Source organism: Pseudonocardia sp. EC080619-01 (assembly GCF_001420995.1).
In the GTDB taxonomy this organism is placed as follows: Bacteria; Actinomycetota; Actinomycetes; order Mycobacteriales; family Pseudonocardiaceae; genus Pseudonocardia.
Genome location: NZ_CP012185.1, coordinates 88,722 through 104,601, shown reverse-complemented (window position 1 = coordinate 104,601; position 15,880 = coordinate 88,722). Strand labels below are relative to the sequence as shown.

The following is a 15,880-nucleotide window of genomic DNA, read 5'->3' as shown; positions in this document are numbered from 1 at the left end:
CACATCCCGAAAGGACGAACATGACCGACACAGCACAGCGCCATCTCGTCCCGTGGCGGCTCGGCTACGTCGCACTCGACGTCGCCGACCTGTCGGCCGCCGCTCGCTGGTGGACCCGGTTCGGCCAGCTCGAGATCGCCGATCAGACCGACGACACGATCTACCTGCGCGGCGGCACCGATCACCACTGGCTGATCCTGCACCGGGCCACGGGCACCCCGGGTGTCCGCCGGATGGCCTTCGAGGTCCACACCCGGTCGGACCTCGAGACCTACCGTGATCGGCTCAAGAACGAGGGCGTGGAGATCGCCGAACACCCCGGCGACCGGACCGGTGATGCGATCCGGTTCGCCGACCCGGACGGCTACGAGATCGAGCTGTTCGCCGACATGGGCAACGTCGGTGTCGAACCGACCGCACCGTGGATCAACCCGACCGAGCTTCTGCACGCCGTCGTCGCGGTCTCCGATCTCGACGCGTCGGTCGACTTCTACGGCCGGGTCCTCGGGCTGCTCGAGTCCGACCGGGTTCTGGGGCGCACGGTGTTCCTGCGGGCCGGTAACGGCTTCCACCACGCACTCGTACTCGGGTTCGGGCGCGGGGCGCCGCCGCTGCTCGACCACGTCGCGCTGCACCTCAACGACGTCGACGACCTGATGCGGGTCCGTCAGAACCTGATCGAGAACACCGACGGCGAGCCGTTCGACCGGGACATGCTGCGACACCCCACCTCCGGCTCGATGGGCTTCTACGCCGCCGGTCCCGGGGAGGTGCCGCTGAGTGTCGAATTCTGCATCGACCACGGCAAGATCACTGATCCCGACCATCGGCCGCGGGCGATGGCACCCGGCCGGTGGACATCGAACGTGTGGCGTCCCCCGGTCGACACCGATGCTTGACGTCCACACGCACTTCTTCCCACGCGGGCTCCCACCGCCCGACGACCGTGCGATCGGCCAGGGCTGGCCGGTGGTGTCCGAGCAGGGCGGGAGGATCGAGGTCCGCCAGCGCGGTGAACTCGTCCGGGTGCTGGGCTCCTCGGCCCGGGATCCGCGGTCGCGGGTCGCGGACATGGATCGCGACGGCGTCGCCACCCAGGTGGTCATGCCCACCCCGTTCACATTCCTGCACGACGCCGATCCCGACCTCGGGGTCCGGTACGCACGCGCGCAGAACGAGCAGCTGGCCGAACTCGTCGGAACCGACCGCGAGCGGTTCCGCGGCCTCGGAGCACTACCGCTGCAGGACCCGGCCGCCGCGATCGAGGAGGCGCGGCGATCCGTGACAGAACTCGGGATGGCCGGTGTCGCCATCGGAACCCATACCGGGACCCGTCAGCTTCACGACCCGGAGTTGGAGCCGGTCCTGGCCGAGCTCGAGCGGCTGGGGGCGTCGGTGTTCGTCCACCCGTGGAGGCCGGTCGCTCCGGAGCGGACCAGCCACTCCGGGCTGGGGTTCGGGCTGGCCCGGCCCGTGGAGACCGAGCTGGCGGTCGGGTCGCTGGTCTTCGGTGGGGTCCTGGAACGCCACCCGAGGCTGCGGATCTGTCTCGCCCACGGGGGAGCGGGGATCCCGGCGTTACGGGGCCGGCTGCGCAACGGCTGGGAACGCCAGGACCCGGACCGGCGTCGTCCCCGTCGCGACCCGCTGGAGCTGATGCGGACGCTGTGGGCCGACAGCCTCACCTACGACCCGGCCGCGTACGCCCTCGCCGAGGACACGTTCGGTGTCGAACACATGGTCCTGGGCAGTGACTACCCCTTCGCCGCCCAGGAGCGTCCCTTCGCGGCTTCCGTCGCGGCCGCCGACGCCCGCGGGATCGCCCGCATCGGTCCGGGCTGGGCAGCCCGGACCGCGGACAACGGTCGAGCGTTCCTCGGCGAGATGCCCACCACCGTGGCCGACGCTGCCGGCTCGGCCAACCGAGAGGAGACAACTCGATGATCGATCAGGAGCACGAGGACTTTCGCCAGGCGGTGCGCGACATGGCGACGCGGCACGTCGCCCCGCTGGCGAACGAGATCGACAGGACCGACAAGTTCCCCGAGCATCTCATCGAGATCTTCGGGGACATGGGGCTGATCCAGCTCATGGTTCCCGAGCAGTACGGCGGTCCCGGTGGTGACCTCCTGTCGAGCTGTCTGGCCCGCGAGGAGGTCGCACAGGCCGGCTCGATGGCACTGGCGCAATTGGCTGGGCAGAACAACATCGTGGTCAACGCGCTGATGACCAGCGCTGATCAGCAGGTGCTCGACCACCTTCTTCCCCGCCTGGCCCGCGGTCGGACGCTGACCTGTATCGCCATCACCGAACCCGAGGCCGGCTCGGACCCCAGCCTGATGACCACTCGCGCGCGTCGGGACGGCGCGTCGTGGGTCATCAACGGCGCCAAGCAGTTCATCACCTGGGGCAGCATCGCCCACTACGCTCTCGTCTTCGCCCGCACCAACGACGCGCCGGGTGCGCGGGGGATCAGCGCGTTCCTCGTCGACACCGATCAGCCCGGGTGGCAGGTCACCAAGGCCAACGACAAGATGGGCCAGCACGGGGTCCCGAACAACGAGATCCTGCTCGAGAACGTCCGTGTGCCGGCGGAGTTCATGGTCGGGACCGAAGGCAACGGGTTCGGCGCGGCCATGCACGGGCTGCACCTCAACCGCCCCACGGTCGCCGGCATCGCGGTGGGCGGTGCGCAGTGCGCGCTCGACTACGCGATCTCCTACGCGCGGGAACGCGAGGCGGGCGGGCATCGCGTCGCCGAGTACCAGGGCCTGCGCTGGATGATGGCCGAAGACCACACTCACATCGAGGCCGCTCGGCTGTTGGTCTACCGGTGCGCCTCGGCATGGGACGCCGGCGCGGCCCCCGACGAGGTCACCCGGCTGTCGTCGATGGCGAAGCTGTTCGCAGCGGACACGGTCAACCGGGTCACGGCCAACGCGGTACAGATCCTCGGCGGTCACGGCTACATGACTGACCACCCGGTCGAGCGCTACATGCGCGACGCGAAGCTGCTGGGCATCTACGAGGGGACCAGCCAAATCCAGCGCAACATCATCGCCAAGCGGATTCTGAGGTGAGCGAGCCGGCGGGTCCGCTGGAGGGTCTACGCGTCGTCGACTTCACGATCATGATCGCCGGTCCGTATGCCGGTCGGCTCCTTGCCGACCAAGGAGCCGACGTCATCAAGGCTGAGGCGCCCGGCGGCGACCCGATGCGTCGGCGTACCCCGCTGCGTGACGGTGCGAGCACGTACTTCGGTGCCGTCAACGCCGGCAAGCAGAGTGTGGTGCTCGATCTCAAGGTGGCGGCGGACCGGCAGCGCGCGATGGCGCTCGTAACCGAAGCTGACGTGGTCGTGGAGAACTTCCGGCCCGGAGTGATGGCCCGGCTCGGCCTGGACTACGCGACCTGCTCCGCGCTCAACCCGCGCCTGATCTACTGTTCGATCTCCGGATACGGCCAGCATGGTCCCAAGGCCGAGTTCCCCGCCTACGCGCCGATTCTGCACGCGGTCTCCGGGTACGACCTGGCCAACATGAGCTACCAGCGTGACGCGACGGTTCCGGCATCCACCGGCACCTTCGTCGCCGATGTGATGGCCGGCCAGGCCGCCTACGCTGCGATCGTGACGGCGCTGCTGGCCCGGGCGAGCCACGGACGCGGAGACCACGTCGACGTTGCACTGCTCGACACGATGCTGTCTACGTTGGTCTACGAGACGCAGGCCGCACAGGTCGACGGACCGGGACCTGGCAAGACCGTGTACCGCCCCGCGCGCGTGGGTGACGAGTTCGTCGTGATCGCCGCGATCACCGATCGCAACTTCCGCTCGCTCGTCGCCGCAATGGACCGGTCCGACCTTCTGCAGGACCCGCGTTATGCGGAGATGGGCGCGCGGGAGCGGAACTGGGAAGACTGGCAGGACATCGTCGCCGAGTGGGCCGCCACCTGGGAAGTGGACGAGCTCGAGCGGCTGCTCCTCGCCCGGGGGGTCCCGTGCAGCCGCTTCCGCACAGTCGATGAGGCACTGCGGGACGAACAGCTCCGTATCCGCGGAACGCTGCGTACCGCCGAGGACGATGCCGGGCGATTTCGGTACGTCGGGCCGCCGTTCCGGTCGTCGACCTACCCGCCGTCGGACGAGCCGGTGCCTGTCCCGGGTTTGGGACAGCACAAGGCTTCGTTCCGTCCGCGCCGGTCTGCCGTCGAGCGGTGGTCGAGCCCCGGCGCACGCCCGTGATCAAGGACAGGAGCAGGAAGGAGCCAGGATGCGACTGCGAGTAGACGAAGACAAGTGCTGCGGCTTCGCGGCGTGCCTGAGCGCACCGGAGGTGTTCGATCTCGACAACGACCAGATCGCCGTGGTTCTGGTGAAGGGAGATCTGCCGACCGAGCTGGAGTCCGGTGCACGAGAAGCGGCCGCGGCCTGCCCGACCGATGCCATCGTCATCGAGGAGTAGCCATGCACGTACTGGTCGTCGGAGCCTCTGTCGGCGGCATCGCCACGGCTGACTCCCTGCGGGCCGAGGGGTTTGAGGGCCGGATCACCGTGGTCGAAGCCGAGCCGCACCTGCCCTATGACAAGCCACCGTTGTCCAAGGGCGCTCTCGCACCGGGCTGGGACGCGTGTCGAGGGTTGCTCCGTCCGGAACAGCACTACCGGGACAACCGGATCGAACTGCGGCTCGGACAGCGGGTGACCGGACTCGATCCCCATAGAACCTCTGTGACACTCGATTCCGGTGAACGGATTCAGGCTGACGCCGTGGTGCTCGCACCCGGGCTGCGGGCCCGCCACCTGTCGCCGGAATCGATGCTGCCGGGCGTATGGAGTGTGCGCTCCCGCGACGACAGCGACGGTCTGCGCTCGGCACTGCACGGGCGTCCCCGGGTGGTTATCGTCGGAGCGGGCTTCATCGGGGTCGAGGTGGCCTCTGCCGCGCGGTCACTGGGATGCGCTGTGTCGGTGGTCGAGTCTCGACGAGCCCCCTTCGACGGCATCTTCGGCTCAGAAGTCGCCCAAGCTCTCGCGCGGCGGTTGACCACCCACGACATCGAACTCCACACGGGGGTCGGCGTGGGCAGCGTACGGGGCCACCGTCGCGCGGAGCAGGTCGTCCTGGCCGACGGCACTCGTCTGCCGGCCGATGTCGTCGTGCTCGGACTCGGCGCGACCCCGGAGCTCGGCTGGTTGGCCGGAAGCGGGCTCGACCTGTCCGACGGGATCGTGTGTGACGCGTACGGACGGACCGGGGTCCCCGGCGTCTATGCCGTCGGTGATGTCGCCGCGTGGTGGGATCCGGGGGCGGCGTGTCATCGTCGTGTCGAGCACTGGACCACGGCGAAAGAGCACGGCGCGGCTGTCGGGTACACCATCGCCCATCCCGACTCGGTGCCCCGCGGGGTCGGCCCCGTCCCATACTTCTGGTCAGACCATTTCGGGCGGCGGATGCAGTTCCTCGGTACGTCCGCCGGACACGACGAGACGACTACGGTGCACGGGGATCTCGATACCGACGAGTTCGTCGTACTCTACGGTCGGGACGGGATGCTCACGGGTGCGTTGGGACTTTCCGCGGCGCGGATGCTCGCACAGTTTCGGGTTGCGCTGGGCCAGCGCAGCCCGCTCGATGCGGTTCTCAATCCTGCTCGACTGGGACCGGATTCATGACCGACCGGATGTCGCACACGCTCGTCTCAGGTCGGTCCGCGGGGTCCGCCTCCGTGGCACGTCGGGCCGACTACCGGTCGGCCATCGACAAGGCGGTGAGTGTGCTCGACGCCTTCGAGGGGTGCGACGGCACGGCGGTCGGGGTCAGTGAACTCTCGCGACGGACCGGTCTGGCGAAGTCCACCGTGTACCGGATAGTCGGCTCTCTGGTTCGCAACGGGATCGTGGAGCCGGTCGGAAGCCGGTATCGGATCGGTCTGCGTCTTGAGCGGATCGCCCGTCCGGAACAGCCCCAGGACGATCTCCTCCGCGAGGTACTTACTCCGTTTCTCGTCGAGCTCCATCAGGCCACCGGCCTGACGGTCCATCTCGGTGTTTTGCGTGGCGGCGACGTGGTCTATCTGAACAAGCTGCACGGTCGGCACCGGCATCGCTGCCCCACACGTATCGGGGGGCGTGCACCCAGCTACTGCACGGCGATCGGGAAAGCTCTCCTCACTGGTTCGCCGTCGACTGTGGATGCCGTTGTTGCGAGGGGGCTTCGTGGGTGGACCCCGAGCACCGCTCGGGACGCCGAGGGCCTCCGGTACATGCTCGACCGGACCCGTGAGGAGGGGGTCGCGGTCGACGAGGAGGAATGCCGGCCCGCCCTGGGCTGCATGGCGGTGCTGGTCACAGGCCCTGCCGGCGTTCCGAACGCGGCCTTGTCGATCGCAGGCGCTGCGGGCGAGGTGACGATGGGAGCCCACGGCGCCGATCTGCGCAGGATCGGCTACGCGGCACGGCTATCTTTGCGCGAGGAGCTCGCCGTCCGGTTCGAGGGTTCCCACCTGTCCGGTCGCCACGGCGACTGCAGCGGGGGTACCGACCGACCGGTACCCGACGGGCTCCGGCGGACGGTCGTCCGGTGACCGCTGACGGGATTGGCCCTGTACGCCGGCTGCCGGACTTCCTGATGCCGCTGTCTGTGGGGACGACGCGATGGCTGCAGGTGCGTCGGACAGAGTAGCTGCCTCATGATGGGCAAGGCTGTGGCGAGTCGAGGTCCGCGACGCCGTCCGGGTGGGGCGACCCGACGAGGCGGAATCCGGGCCAGGGCAGCGGCCCGGGATTCCGTCAGGAGATCGGCAGCCCAAGTCGTCGATTGTCCCAGTGCAGAATCCGCTCGTCAGGATGCAGGCGGACGAGGGTGCCCCCGCTCTCGTACACCTCACGGGTCGGTGCGGGCATCTCCGACAGGTCGGTGCGGTAGGTCGCGTACTTCCGGGCCATCTCGACGCGCACCGGCTCGGCGATCGCCGCTGCAGTGTCCGGGCTGAGGACCTCGGCCCACCCAGTCAGGTGTACCGCTCGGAGTTCGGCCCAATGTCGACCGCTTTCGACCAGGAACGACGCTCGGGGATCGTGGCGGAGCCGAGCGAGCTTCTTCCCGCGGGTCTCCACGATCACCGTGCCCTCGACGAGGGCATACCAGACAGGCATTGCTATCGGCATCCCGTCTGACCGGAGGGTCGTGAGGATCCCCGTGTGCCCGTCTCGGAGGAATGTGTCGACCTCGCTGCGGGGCATCCGGACGCTGGATGTGGGGGGTCGGCTCATCGGAAGATCTCCTGGTCGGTGAGTGGGGCTCAGGCCACGGTGCCTGCGTCGACCGGTAGGGCGACGCCGGTGATGTAGCGGGCCTCGTCGGAGGCCAGGAATGCGACGGCGTTGGCGACGTCGATGGGCTCGACCCACGGCACCTGCATCTTGTTCATGGGGATGGACGCCTGCCGGTAGTCCTCGGCCGTCGGTTCGGCCAGGTCGGGCCGGAACAGCCGGTAGTTGGTCTCGTGCTGGATCATGGGGGTGTCTACCTGCCCCGGATTCACGGTGTTGACGCGGATACCGTGCGGACCCAACTCGTTCGCGAGTGTCTTCATCAGCCCGACGACACCGTGCTTGGCGGCGACGTAGTGCCCGATGTTCGCGCTGCCCCGTAAGCCCGCACCCGAGCTGGTCAGGACGATCGCGCCGCCGCGGCCCTGCTCGACCATGATCGGAGCAGTCGCTCGCACGGTGTGGTAGACGCCGGTGAGGTTGACGTCGAGCATGTCCTGCCAGGACTGCGCCGACAGCACTTCGACGCCGTTGTCCCCGGCGACTGCGATCCGGCCGACGCTGTAAACGCCCGCATTGGCGACGACGATATCCAGCCCACCGAGTTGTGCCACCCCGGCCTGCACCGCGCACTCGAGCGCGGGCAGATCGCGGGTGTCGGCGACGACAGCGTGCACCGGCGCGTCGAGCGCCTTGCAGGCGGCGACGGATTCGTCGAACTCGGCCTTGGTGGCCAAGGTGTAGGGCAATCCGTCGATCCCGTGGTCATCGGCGATGTCGATCAGTATCAGCGATGCCCCCTGCTCTGCGAAACGCAGCGCCTCGGCCCGCCCTTGACCACGCGCTGCCCCTGTGACCAGGACGACCTTGCCGGTGAACTTTCCTGTCATCGTGCTGCACCTTCTACTCGGAGGTGACCGCGCTGATCGCGGCCGGAGTGCACCCGAACTCGCGCAGCACCTCGGCTGTGTCCGCGCCGGCCCGGTGCGCATACCCGTCCTTGGGCCGAGGTTCGATCAGACCGGGCACCAAGGTCATGGCGGCGGGGCCTGCCTGTGTCCAGGGGGCTGCCCGCTCCCAGGCAGCGGGCACGTCGAGGACCGGGGTGACGGCGGCATCGGCGAGCGCGGTGCACCACTCGTCCCGGTCACGGGTGGCGAATACCTGGGTGAGCGCCGCCTCGAGCATCGGCCACTCGTCCTGGTCCGCCTGCTTGTCGGCGAATTCGGGAAGCCCGGTTCCGATGCAGAGCGCGGAATAGAACTTTGGTTCGATGGCGCCCACGGCGACCCACCCACCGTCGCGCGTGCGGTAGCAGCGGTAGTAGGGGGCAGCGCCGTTGAGCATCCCTGCGCGCCACGAAGGGTCCGGTGTCCCGGCGCGAGTCATCGCCTCTACCGGAGCGAGCAGGGCCAGGACACTGCGCACCATGGCGACGTCGAGGTACTGGGCCTCGGATCCGCGTCGGGCGCTGTGCAGTGCGCCGAGGATCGCGACTGCCGTGGTCAGGCCACCACCGGCCAGGTCTGCGACGAGATTGAGCGGGATCCCGGGCTGGTCTTGTCCGGAAGAGGTGAGCGACAGCACGCCCGCCTCGGACAGATAGTTGAGGTCGTGGCCGGGCCGCTTCGCGTCCGGTCCCTGTTGGCCGTAGCCGGTCACGGCGCAGTACACGATGTTCGGCCGCAGAGACCGTGCCGTGTCGAACCCGATCCCGAGCCGGTCGGCGACTCCGGGGCGGAAGCCTTCGACGACGACGTCCGCGCCGGCGATCAGTGTCTGTGCTGCGGCACGGCCCGCGTCCGAACGCAGATCGAGCACCGCCGAGCGGCGGCCCCGCCAGAAGGGATGGTCGCCGTTGGCGCGGGCGCTCGCGGCCCGGTAGAGCGGTGACTCCTCGCCGAGACCGGGAGGCTCGACACTGACCACCCGTGCACCCAGGTCGGCGAGGACCCGGGTGCCGAACAGTCCGGGGGCGTAGCGGCTGAAGTCGACGACGGTCACATCGTCCAGCGGTCGCACGGTCACTGCTCCCTCGCCCAGCGGGGCGGTCGCTTCTCCGCGAAAGCTGCGAGGCCCTCCGCGGCGTCCGGCATGGTCAGGGCCACCCCGAGGCCGGCGTGCAGCTGGGAGAGGCGGGCCTGCGGCTCGTGGTCGACCACCTGGTAGAAGGCGCCCCGGCCGAGCGCGACGGCTTGTGGCGACACCGAGCGGAAGGTGCTGACGTAGTCCGTGACCTGCGTGTCCAGTTGGTCTGGCGACACCACGTCGGTGACGAAACCGATCTCCGCGCCGCGTCGGGCGTCGATGCGTTCGCCGGTCATCATCAGCTTGAGCGCCAGTTTGGGCGGCATGGAGCGGATCAACGGCAGTGTGATCATGTAGGGCCACAAGCCGACCTTGACCTCGGGGGCGCCGAAGGTGGAGCGGTCCGAGGCCACGACGATGTCGCAGGCCAGCGCCACGCCGAAGCCGCCCGCGAGGCAGTAGCCGTCCACTCGGGCGATGGTCGGCTTCCCCGCCGCCCAGAGCTTGCCGAAGAACTCGGCCAGTGCTCCGCGGCCACGGTGTTCGGCGAGCGCGTCGACCGGGGCGCCCATCTCCTTCAGGTCACCGCCTGCGCAGAAGGCCTTCTCGCCGGCGCCGGTGAGCACGATGGAGCTCACCTCGGGATCGGCGGTGGCGAGTTCGACGGCGTGACCGAGTTCGGCGAGCACGGTGTTGTTCAGGGCGTTTCGCTGCTCGGGCCGGTTGATCGTGATGACGGCGGCGCCGTCGCGGACGTCGAGCAGGATGGAGGTGAAGTTCATCGGGTGCTCCATTCAGTGACGGCGCTCGCCGCCTCGACGATCGAGGTCAGAGCCTCGGCGTTGCGTAGTGACTGGGGATCGGCGACGTCGGCGACCGCGTCGCCTTGTAGGAGCCGCTTGACCGGGATCTCGCACTTCTTGCCGGTCAGGGTGTAGGGGATTGCGGGCACCACTACGACGAGGTCCGGCACGTGCCGCGGTGAAATGTCCGCGCGGACGAGGGTGCGGATGCGGCCGCGTAGGTCGTCGTCGAGGTCGTTGTCGTCGCGAAGGACGACGAAAAGGACCAGCTCGCCGGTGTCGACCACCAGCGAGTCCTCGATCTCGGGTACGCCCTGGAGCACTCGGTAGAACTCCGAGGTGCCCATCCGGACACCGCCCCGGTTGAGCGTCGCGTCCGAGCGACCGCTGATGACCGCGCCGCCTTCGGGGGTGAAACGGATCCAGTCGCCGTGCCGCCACACGCCCGGATACGTGCTGAAGTAGGTCTCGTGCAGACGGGTGCCGTCGTCGCCCCAGAACGACAACGGCATCGACGGCATCGCTGCGGTCACGACGAGCTCGCCGATCTCGTCGACCACGGCTGTGCCCGCCGCGTCGAACGCCTCGCATGCCACGCCGAGCATGCGGGCCTGCATCTGGCCGCGGCGGACGGGCAGCAGGGGTGTGGGCCCCACGAACGCCGAGCACACGTCGGTGCCTCCGCTGACCGACGCGATCGTCACTGCGTCGCCGAGAGCCAGGCCCATGTCGCGCTCGGTCGGCTCGAGCAGGGGCGATCCCGTGCTCCCCACAGTGAGCAACCGCGGACCCGGGCGAACGTGCCCTTCGTCCAGTGATCCCTGGAAGAATCCGGGGCTCGCTCCGAACACGTTCACGCTGTGCTCGCTGACCAGCGACCACAGTCGCTCAGGAGCGGGTGCACCGTCGAAGAGCAGCGCGGTGGCCCCCGCCAGTAGCGCACCGACCTGGTAGTTCCACATCATCCAGGCGGTGGAGGTGTACCAGAACAGCACCTGTCCCGGTCGCAGGTCGTTGTGCAGGACCAGCGACTTGAGGTGCTCGAGCACGATTCCGCCGTGACCGTGGACCATCGCTTTGGGAACGCCGGTGGTACCGCTGGAGAACAGGATCCACAGAGGGTGGTCGAAGGCGACCGGGACGGGGGGAGCAGTCCCGGCTGAGCCCGCGAGCAGGGTGTCCCACGCAGGCGGCGCGTCCGGCCGGGTCGCGACGAGGCCGGACCGGACCTCGACGGCTGCCAGCACCGTGGGCAGCCCGGTGGCCGCCTCGGCGAGCTTGTCGCGAACGTCGTGGACGCGACCGTTGTAGCGGTAGGCGTCGGTGGTGACGAGCAGGACGGGTTCGGTCTGGGCGAGCCGCGAGACGATCGAGGCGGCGCCGAACTCGGGGGAGCAGAGCACCCAGATTGCGCCGAGGGATGCGGTGGCGAGGAATGCGACGACAGCCTCCCGCCGGTTGGGAAGGACTGCCGCAACCCGGTCTCCCGGACCCACTCCGAGCGCGGCGAAGGCGGCGGCGGCCTGACCGACCTCTGCGCTGAGCTGACCGTAGGACACGAGCCCGGTCGTCCCGGTCTCATCGCAGCAGATCAGAGCGGTCGCTGTCGGGTCGTGGTCGAGGGCCACCGACGGGTAGCCGAGCTGTTGACCCGGGAACCACCGTGCGCCGGGCATGTGGTCATCGACGACCACCGGGCCGTCGGTGCGTTCGGGGTGCAGCGCGAAGAAGTCCCAGAGCGCTGCCCAGAAGAGCGACCGCTGTTCGACCGACCAGGCGTGCAGGGCGTGGTGCTCGGTCGGGTCGTCCGGGCCCAGTCCGTGTTCCTGGAGCCAGGCGCCGAACGCGTGCATCTGCGACCCGGCGACAGGCTTGGACGTCGGTGACCAGGCCGGACTCGGTGTCGCTTCCTGCCACGTCGTCGGCGACCCATCCGTCGGGCGGTTCATCGAGCCACCGCGGCGCCGGCGCGCAGCACCTGGCTGCGAAGTGCCGTGCCACACACCTGTTCGACGAGCCTGCCCGCCTCCAGCAGCTGCCGCTGGTCGATCCCTGTGCGGTAGCCCATCCGTTGCAAGACAGCGACGAGGTCTTCGGTGCAGACGTTTCCCGACTCGCCGCTGTGGTTCTGCTCCACCGACGGTGGCTCACCGCCGAGCCCGCCGAGTGAGGAGTCGACGACCCGAACCCCGGCCGCGATCGCGGCGAGGGTGTTGGCGATCCCGCTGCCACGGGTGTCGTGGAAGTGTGCGACGAGTTGGGCTTCGGGCAGCTCCCGCTTCATCCGCGAGAACAGCTCCCAGGCATGGCGTGGGTCAGCCATCCCGGTCGTGTCGCCCAGCATGATCGTGCGGACCCCGCGGTCGTAGGCCCATCTGGCGAGCTCGAGCACCTTGTCCTGGGGGACGACTCCCTCGAGCGGGCACCCGTAGGCGGTGGCGACGCAGAACAGCGGCGCGAGATCGAGACCGGCGCAGCGGTCGATCATCGACGCTAGGGTCTCGAGGTGATCGGCGTGCGAGCGACGCAGGTTGGCGAGGTTGTGTGACTCACTGGCCGAGATCGGGAACCCACACACGTCGATGGTGTCGCACAGCAGCGGGTTCGCCGCGATCCGGTCGAAGCTGCGGGTGTTCACCGTCAGTACCCGGACGGTGGCTTTGAGCCCCTCTTCGTGCATCCGCACCAGGAGTTGCTCGGCGTCGCCGAACTGGGCGGTGGCCCTGGGGGAGACGAATGACGTCGTGTCGATCTCGGTGACTCCGGCTGCCAGCGATGCCGCGATCACCTTCAGCTTGTCCTCGGTGGGAACCGGCTTCGACCAGCCCTGAATGCCGTCGCGCGGCCAGACCTCGCAGACCCTCACCTCGGTTTCGTCGATCTGTGCGGGGTCGGGGAGCAGGACGGTCACGACTCCTCCAAGGACGAGCGGAAGGCGGGGTGGGCGATGCGGGCGAGCGCGCTGCGTCGTTCCGGGACCGTTCTGTCCCGGAGATCGGCCACGCCGTACTCGGTGACGACGAATCGGGTCGAGTCGCGGGGTAGGGAGACGGTCGCGGCGTCGAGGCGGGGGACGATTCGGGAGACCGCGCCGCGGGAGGTCGTCGAGCGCAGCGCGACGATGCCCTCGTTCCCCGGCCACGTGGCGGCCCGGGAGTAGTCGATGGCGCCACCGACCGCGCCGACGTGTCGACCGTCGACGTACTCGGTGTTGACCTGCCCGTAGACATCCACGGACAGCGCGGAGTTGATGCAGGTCATGTTGGGCACCGCAAGCAGCGCGGCCGCGGAGTGGGTTCGGTCGCCACCCACCATCGTGATCAGCGGGCTGTCGTCGACCGCGTCGTACAGCTCGCGGTCGCCCATCACCTCACCGACGGTCATCGGCCCCTCGGCCAGGCAGCCTGCGTTGTGGAGCTCGAGCAGGCCGGGGCCGGCGGCGCCGTGGATTCGCAGGTCGTGGCGCCCCTCCTTGGCGAGCCTGCGAAACACCGCGTCCGGGATCGAACCGACGCCGGCCTGCAGGGTGCGCCCGTCGGTGACCAGGCCCGCGACGTGCTCGGCGATGGCGTGGTCGACCTCGGCCGGGGATCGTCGGGGGTACTCCGGAACGGGTTCGTCGACCTCCAACACCCCGTCGAGTTCGGATCGGTGGACGCGGGCGCCGCGGGTGCGTGGCATCTGTGGGTTGACCTCGGCCAGGACCAGCCGCGCCGCGCGCACAGCGGCGGAGGTGTAGCTGGAGCTGATGCCGTAGCTGTGCCAGCCGTCGGCGTCGGCGGTGGAGACCTGCAGTACTGCGACGTCGGGCTGTGCCCGGTGGGTGAGCCAGTCGACCACTTGTGCCCAGCCCATCGGCAGGTACTCCACCCGGTCGCCCGGAACCGACTGACCGGGCGCGGTGCCGGGCGGAAACCAGGTTCGGAACCGGACAGCGGGCGAGGTCAGTACGGCGTAGTCGGAGAAGAACATCCCGGCGGCCAGTTCGATCCGAGACAGTCGCGCAGCGTGGTCGGCCAGGGCTCGCAACAGGTGTCTCGGCTGGGTGCCGAGGGCCGCCGAGACGATGAGGTCGCCGTCGCCGACGACCTCGACGAGCTCGCGCGCCCGTCGCGCGGTGTCCTGGGGCGCCATCGGCCTCGTCTCTCTCATCGTCCGTCCGGTCGGTCGGGTCAGACGTTAATCCGCCGGCCTCGCCGGGTCAATTGGGATCGGCTGGCCCCCCCCGCGTTCGGCGTGGTAGCGAATTGGACACGAGCGGGGCGGGTACGGTTCACTGCCCAGGCCCAGTGCCCGACCGACCGGGCGAAGATGCGAGAGCGACGGTGAGATGGCGAACCAGAGCCGTAAGGAAGTGACGGCGTCCAAGGCCGAGGAGCGTCGGACTGACATCGTCAACCGAGCGGCGCTGCTTCTGGACCGGCGCGGTGTCGACCAGGTCAGCATGACCGACATCGCCGAAGAGGTCGGGCTGGCCAAGCCGAGCCTCTACCACTACTTCGCGTCGAAGGACGAGATCCTCTACTCGATCCACGTCAATACGATCGAGCCGCTGCTGTCCGGGCTGCGCGCTCGTATCGCGGCGCAGGCGAGCCCCGATGTGATGCTGCGCGGGATCTTGTCCGACTTGTTCGAGCTGATGGATGACTACCCCGGTCACATTCGGGTCTTCTTCGAAAGCTCCCGTCGGCTGCCGCCGGAGTTCCTGGAGCCGGTCCGCAAACGTGAGCGTGAGTACGACGAGCTCGTCATGTCCGTGATCGAGCAGGGGATCCGCGAGGGCTATTACCGCGGGATTGATCCCCGCACCGCGACACTAGCGCTGTTCGGTATGGCGAACTGGTCGTATCAGTGGTATCAGCCTGGCGGTCCTGTCAGGGGACAGGAGTTCGCCGAGAGGTTCTACGACATCTTCGTGAACGGAGTCACTGCCCGGCAGCGCTGATGGATCAGGCCGATGGATCAGGCCGAGAGCCCGCCGTCCACCGCGTAGCAGGCGCCGGTCACGAACGAAGCCTCCGGGCCGAGTAGCCAGTGCACGAGTCCGGCGATCTCGTCGGGAGTGCCCATGCGGGCGATGGGACGGGCGGCGATCTCGTCCGCCTGTGGAGCGATGTGCTCCAGGGCTGTGACCATCGGTGTGTCTACCCGACCCGGGCACACGGCGTTGACGCGGATCCCGTGGCTGGCGACCTCCAGGGCCACCGACCTGGTCAGCCCCACCACCGCGTGTTTGCTCATGGTGTAGGCGGCGAGGTTCGCCGAACCTTTGAGTCCTGCGGCTGAAGCTGTGTTGACCACCGCGCCGCCGTGACCCAATCGCTCGGCGGACCGCAGATACTCCCGCAGCACGAGAAAGGCACTGCGGGCGTTGCCTCGTATCGTCCGATCGAACAGCTCTGTGGAGACCTCGACTGTGGGGCCGAGTGCGTCCAGCACGCCGGCATTGTTGTGCAGGAGATCCACTCGGCCGAACTCGGCGATCGCCCGCGCGAAGACGTCCGCGACGGCCTGCTCGTCGGTGACGTCCGCGTCGAGGGCGAGTGTCCGCTCGGGTCCGATGCTCCGGGCGAGTGCGGCGAGACCGTCCCCGTCGATGTCGACGGCCACGACGCGGTGACCCGCCTCGGCGGCGCGGCTGGCTACCGCGTTGCCGATCCCGCTCGCCGCGCCGGTCACCAGGGTGACCGTGGCCTCCGTGGTACTGGCGGTCATGAGGTCCTCCTCGAGTGCGCTAGCTCGACCGGCTAGTCGGTCGAAGGGTGGCTCGCGCGCC

16 protein-coding genes are annotated in these 15,880 nt (G+C 69.0%); 8 read left to right on the top strand and 8 right to left on the bottom strand.

Translation table 11 applies throughout. The features are described from left to right. Window positions 1-20: 20 nt before the first annotated feature. The 7 genes from AD017_RS28720 to AD017_RS28695 are packed head-to-tail and all read left to right on the top strand — an operon-like array spanning window position 21 to window position 6,585. Window positions 21-899: a VOC family protein gene (locus AD017_RS28720; protein WP_060576754.1), complete on the top strand. Its 879-nt coding sequence runs from the start codon at window positions 21-23 to the stop codon at window positions 897-899. Further along, window positions 892-1,944 carry an amidohydrolase family protein gene (locus AD017_RS28715; protein ID WP_060576753.1) on the top strand — a complete coding sequence of 351 codons (1,053 nt, stop codon included), beginning with the start codon at window positions 892-894 and terminating at the stop codon, window positions 1,942-1,944. The genes AD017_RS28720 and AD017_RS28715 overlap by 8 nt, the downstream gene beginning before the upstream one ends. Further along, window positions 1,941-3,080 carry an acyl-CoA dehydrogenase family protein gene (locus AD017_RS28710; protein ID WP_060576752.1) on the top strand — a complete coding sequence of 380 codons (1,140 nt, stop codon included), beginning with the start codon at window positions 1,941-1,943 and terminating at the stop codon, window positions 3,078-3,080. The genes AD017_RS28715 and AD017_RS28710 overlap by 4 nt, the downstream gene beginning before the upstream one ends. Further along, a complete protein-coding gene (locus tag AD017_RS28705; protein ID WP_145984124.1) occupies window positions 3,077-4,243 on the top strand; it encodes a CaiB/BaiF CoA-transferase family protein in 1,167 nt (388 codons plus the stop codon). Before AD017_RS28710 ends, AD017_RS28705 begins: the two co-directional genes overlap by 4 nt. A 28-nt stretch (window positions 4,244-4,271) precedes the next feature. Further along, window positions 4,272-4,463 (top strand): ferredoxin, encoded by a 192-nt coding sequence (locus tag AD017_RS33750; RefSeq protein ID WP_082538400.1) that lies wholly within the window; start codon window positions 4,272-4,274, stop codon window positions 4,461-4,463. A gap of 2 nt (window positions 4,464-4,465) precedes the next feature. Further along, on the top strand, window positions 4,466-5,674 hold the full coding sequence (locus AD017_RS28700; protein WP_060576751.1) for an NAD(P)/FAD-dependent oxidoreductase: 1,209 nt from the start codon (window positions 4,466-4,468) through the stop codon (window positions 5,672-5,674). After that, window positions 5,671-6,585 (top strand): IclR family transcriptional regulator, encoded by a 915-nt coding sequence (locus AD017_RS28695; RefSeq protein WP_060576750.1) that lies wholly within the window; start codon window positions 5,671-5,673, stop codon window positions 6,583-6,585. The genes AD017_RS28700 and AD017_RS28695 overlap by 4 nt, the downstream gene beginning before the upstream one ends. 205 nt (window positions 6,586-6,790) lie before the next feature. On the opposite strand, the gene AD017_RS28690 is transcribed toward AD017_RS28695, so the two are convergent. Genes AD017_RS28690 through AD017_RS28660 form a run of 7 tightly spaced genes read right to left on the bottom strand, consistent with a single transcriptional unit; the run spans window position 6,791 to window position 14,238 of the window. Next, window positions 6,791-7,273, bottom strand: coding sequence for a pyridoxamine 5'-phosphate oxidase family protein (locus AD017_RS28690; RefSeq protein ID WP_227012908.1), 483 nt, complete (start codon window positions 7,271-7,273; stop codon window positions 6,791-6,793). Between the two features lie 29 nt (window positions 7,274-7,302). Further along, window positions 7,303-8,163: a mycofactocin-coupled SDR family oxidoreductase gene (locus AD017_RS28685; RefSeq protein WP_060576748.1), complete on the bottom strand. Its 861-nt coding sequence runs from the start codon at window positions 8,161-8,163 to the stop codon at window positions 7,303-7,305. 13 nt (window positions 8,164-8,176) lie between these two features. Next, window positions 8,177-9,295 (bottom strand): CaiB/BaiF CoA-transferase family protein, encoded by a 1,119-nt coding sequence (locus tag AD017_RS28680; RefSeq protein ID WP_168172315.1) that lies wholly within the window; start codon window positions 9,293-9,295, stop codon window positions 8,177-8,179. Window positions 9,296-9,297: 2 nt separating this feature from the next. Further along, window positions 9,298-10,083 carry an enoyl-CoA hydratase/isomerase family protein gene (locus AD017_RS28675; RefSeq protein ID WP_168172314.1) on the bottom strand — a complete coding sequence of 262 codons (786 nt, stop codon included), beginning with the start codon at window positions 10,081-10,083 and terminating at the stop codon, window positions 9,298-9,300. Beyond that, on the bottom strand, window positions 10,080-12,053 hold the full coding sequence (locus tag AD017_RS28670) for an acetoacetate--CoA ligase (RefSeq protein WP_082538399.1): 1,974 nt from the start codon (window positions 12,051-12,053) through the stop codon (window positions 10,080-10,082). Before AD017_RS28670 ends, AD017_RS28675 begins: the two co-directional genes overlap by 4 nt. Continuing rightward, window positions 12,050-13,015: a hydroxymethylglutaryl-CoA lyase gene (locus AD017_RS28665; RefSeq protein WP_060576744.1), complete on the bottom strand. Its 966-nt coding sequence runs from the start codon at window positions 13,013-13,015 to the stop codon at window positions 12,050-12,052. Before AD017_RS28665 ends, AD017_RS28670 begins: the two co-directional genes overlap by 4 nt. After that, window positions 13,012-14,238, bottom strand: a complete 1,227-nt coding sequence (locus AD017_RS28660) for an acetyl-CoA hydrolase/transferase family protein (RefSeq protein ID WP_060576743.1) — start codon at window positions 14,236-14,238, stop codon at window positions 13,012-13,014. The genes AD017_RS28665 and AD017_RS28660 overlap by 4 nt, the downstream gene beginning before the upstream one ends. Window positions 14,239-14,434: 196 nt before the next feature. Here AD017_RS28660 and AD017_RS28655 point away from each other — a divergent pair, with 196 nt between their 5' ends. Beyond that, window positions 14,435-15,049 carry a TetR/AcrR family transcriptional regulator gene (locus AD017_RS28655; protein WP_060576742.1) on the top strand — a complete coding sequence of 205 codons (615 nt, stop codon included), beginning with the start codon at window positions 14,435-14,437 and terminating at the stop codon, window positions 15,047-15,049. Window positions 15,050-15,066: 17 nt separating this feature from the next. Here the strand turns inward: AD017_RS28655 and AD017_RS28650 are convergent, their stop codons facing one another. Continuing rightward, window positions 15,067-15,819, bottom strand: a complete 753-nt coding sequence (locus tag AD017_RS28650) for an SDR family NAD(P)-dependent oxidoreductase (RefSeq protein ID WP_060576741.1) — start codon at window positions 15,817-15,819, stop codon at window positions 15,067-15,069. Between the last annotated feature and the right edge of the window lie 61 nt (window positions 15,820-15,880).

Excerpts from the sequence above, each read along its gene's own strand:
- AD017_RS28720 (WP_060576754.1), top strand. The coding sequence starts at position 21 with ATGACCGACACAGCACAGCGCCATCTCGTCCCGTGGCGGCTCGGCTAC.
- AD017_RS28715 (WP_060576753.1), top strand. The coding sequence starts at position 892 with ATGCTTGACGTCCACACGCACTTCTTCCCACGCGGGCTCCCACCGCCC.
- AD017_RS28710 (WP_060576752.1), top strand. The coding sequence starts at position 1,941 with ATGATCGATCAGGAGCACGAGGACTTTCGCCAGGCGGTGCGCGACATG.
- AD017_RS33750 (WP_082538400.1), top strand. The coding sequence starts at position 4,272 with ATGCGACTGCGAGTAGACGAAGACAAGTGCTGCGGCTTCGCGGCGTGC.
- AD017_RS28700 (WP_060576751.1), top strand. The coding sequence starts at position 4,466 with ATGCACGTACTGGTCGTCGGAGCCTCTGTCGGCGGCATCGCCACGGCT.
- AD017_RS28695 (WP_060576750.1), top strand. The coding sequence starts at position 5,671 with ATGACCGACCGGATGTCGCACACGCTCGTCTCAGGTCGGTCCGCGGGG.
- AD017_RS28690 (WP_227012908.1), bottom strand. The coding sequence starts at position 7,273 with ATGAGCCGACCCCCCACATCCAGCGTCCGGATGCCCCGCAGCGAGGTC.
- AD017_RS28685 (WP_060576748.1), bottom strand. The coding sequence starts at position 8,163 with ATGACAGGAAAGTTCACCGGCAAGGTCGTCCTGGTCACAGGGGCAGCG.
- AD017_RS28675 (WP_168172314.1), bottom strand. The coding sequence starts at position 10,083 with ATGAACTTCACCTCCATCCTGCTCGACGTCCGCGACGGCGCCGCCGTC.
- AD017_RS28670 (WP_082538399.1), bottom strand. The coding sequence starts at position 12,053 with ATGAACCGCCCGACGGATGGGTCGCCGACGACGTGGCAGGAAGCGACA.
- AD017_RS28660 (WP_060576743.1), bottom strand. The coding sequence starts at position 14,238 with ATGGCGCCCCAGGACACCGCGCGACGGGCGCGCGAGCTCGTCGAGGTC.
- AD017_RS28655 (WP_060576742.1), top strand. The coding sequence starts at position 14,435 with ATGGCGAACCAGAGCCGTAAGGAAGTGACGGCGTCCAAGGCCGAGGAG.
- AD017_RS28650 (WP_060576741.1), bottom strand. The coding sequence starts at position 15,819 with ATGACCGCCAGTACCACGGAGGCCACGGTCACCCTGGTGACCGGCGCG.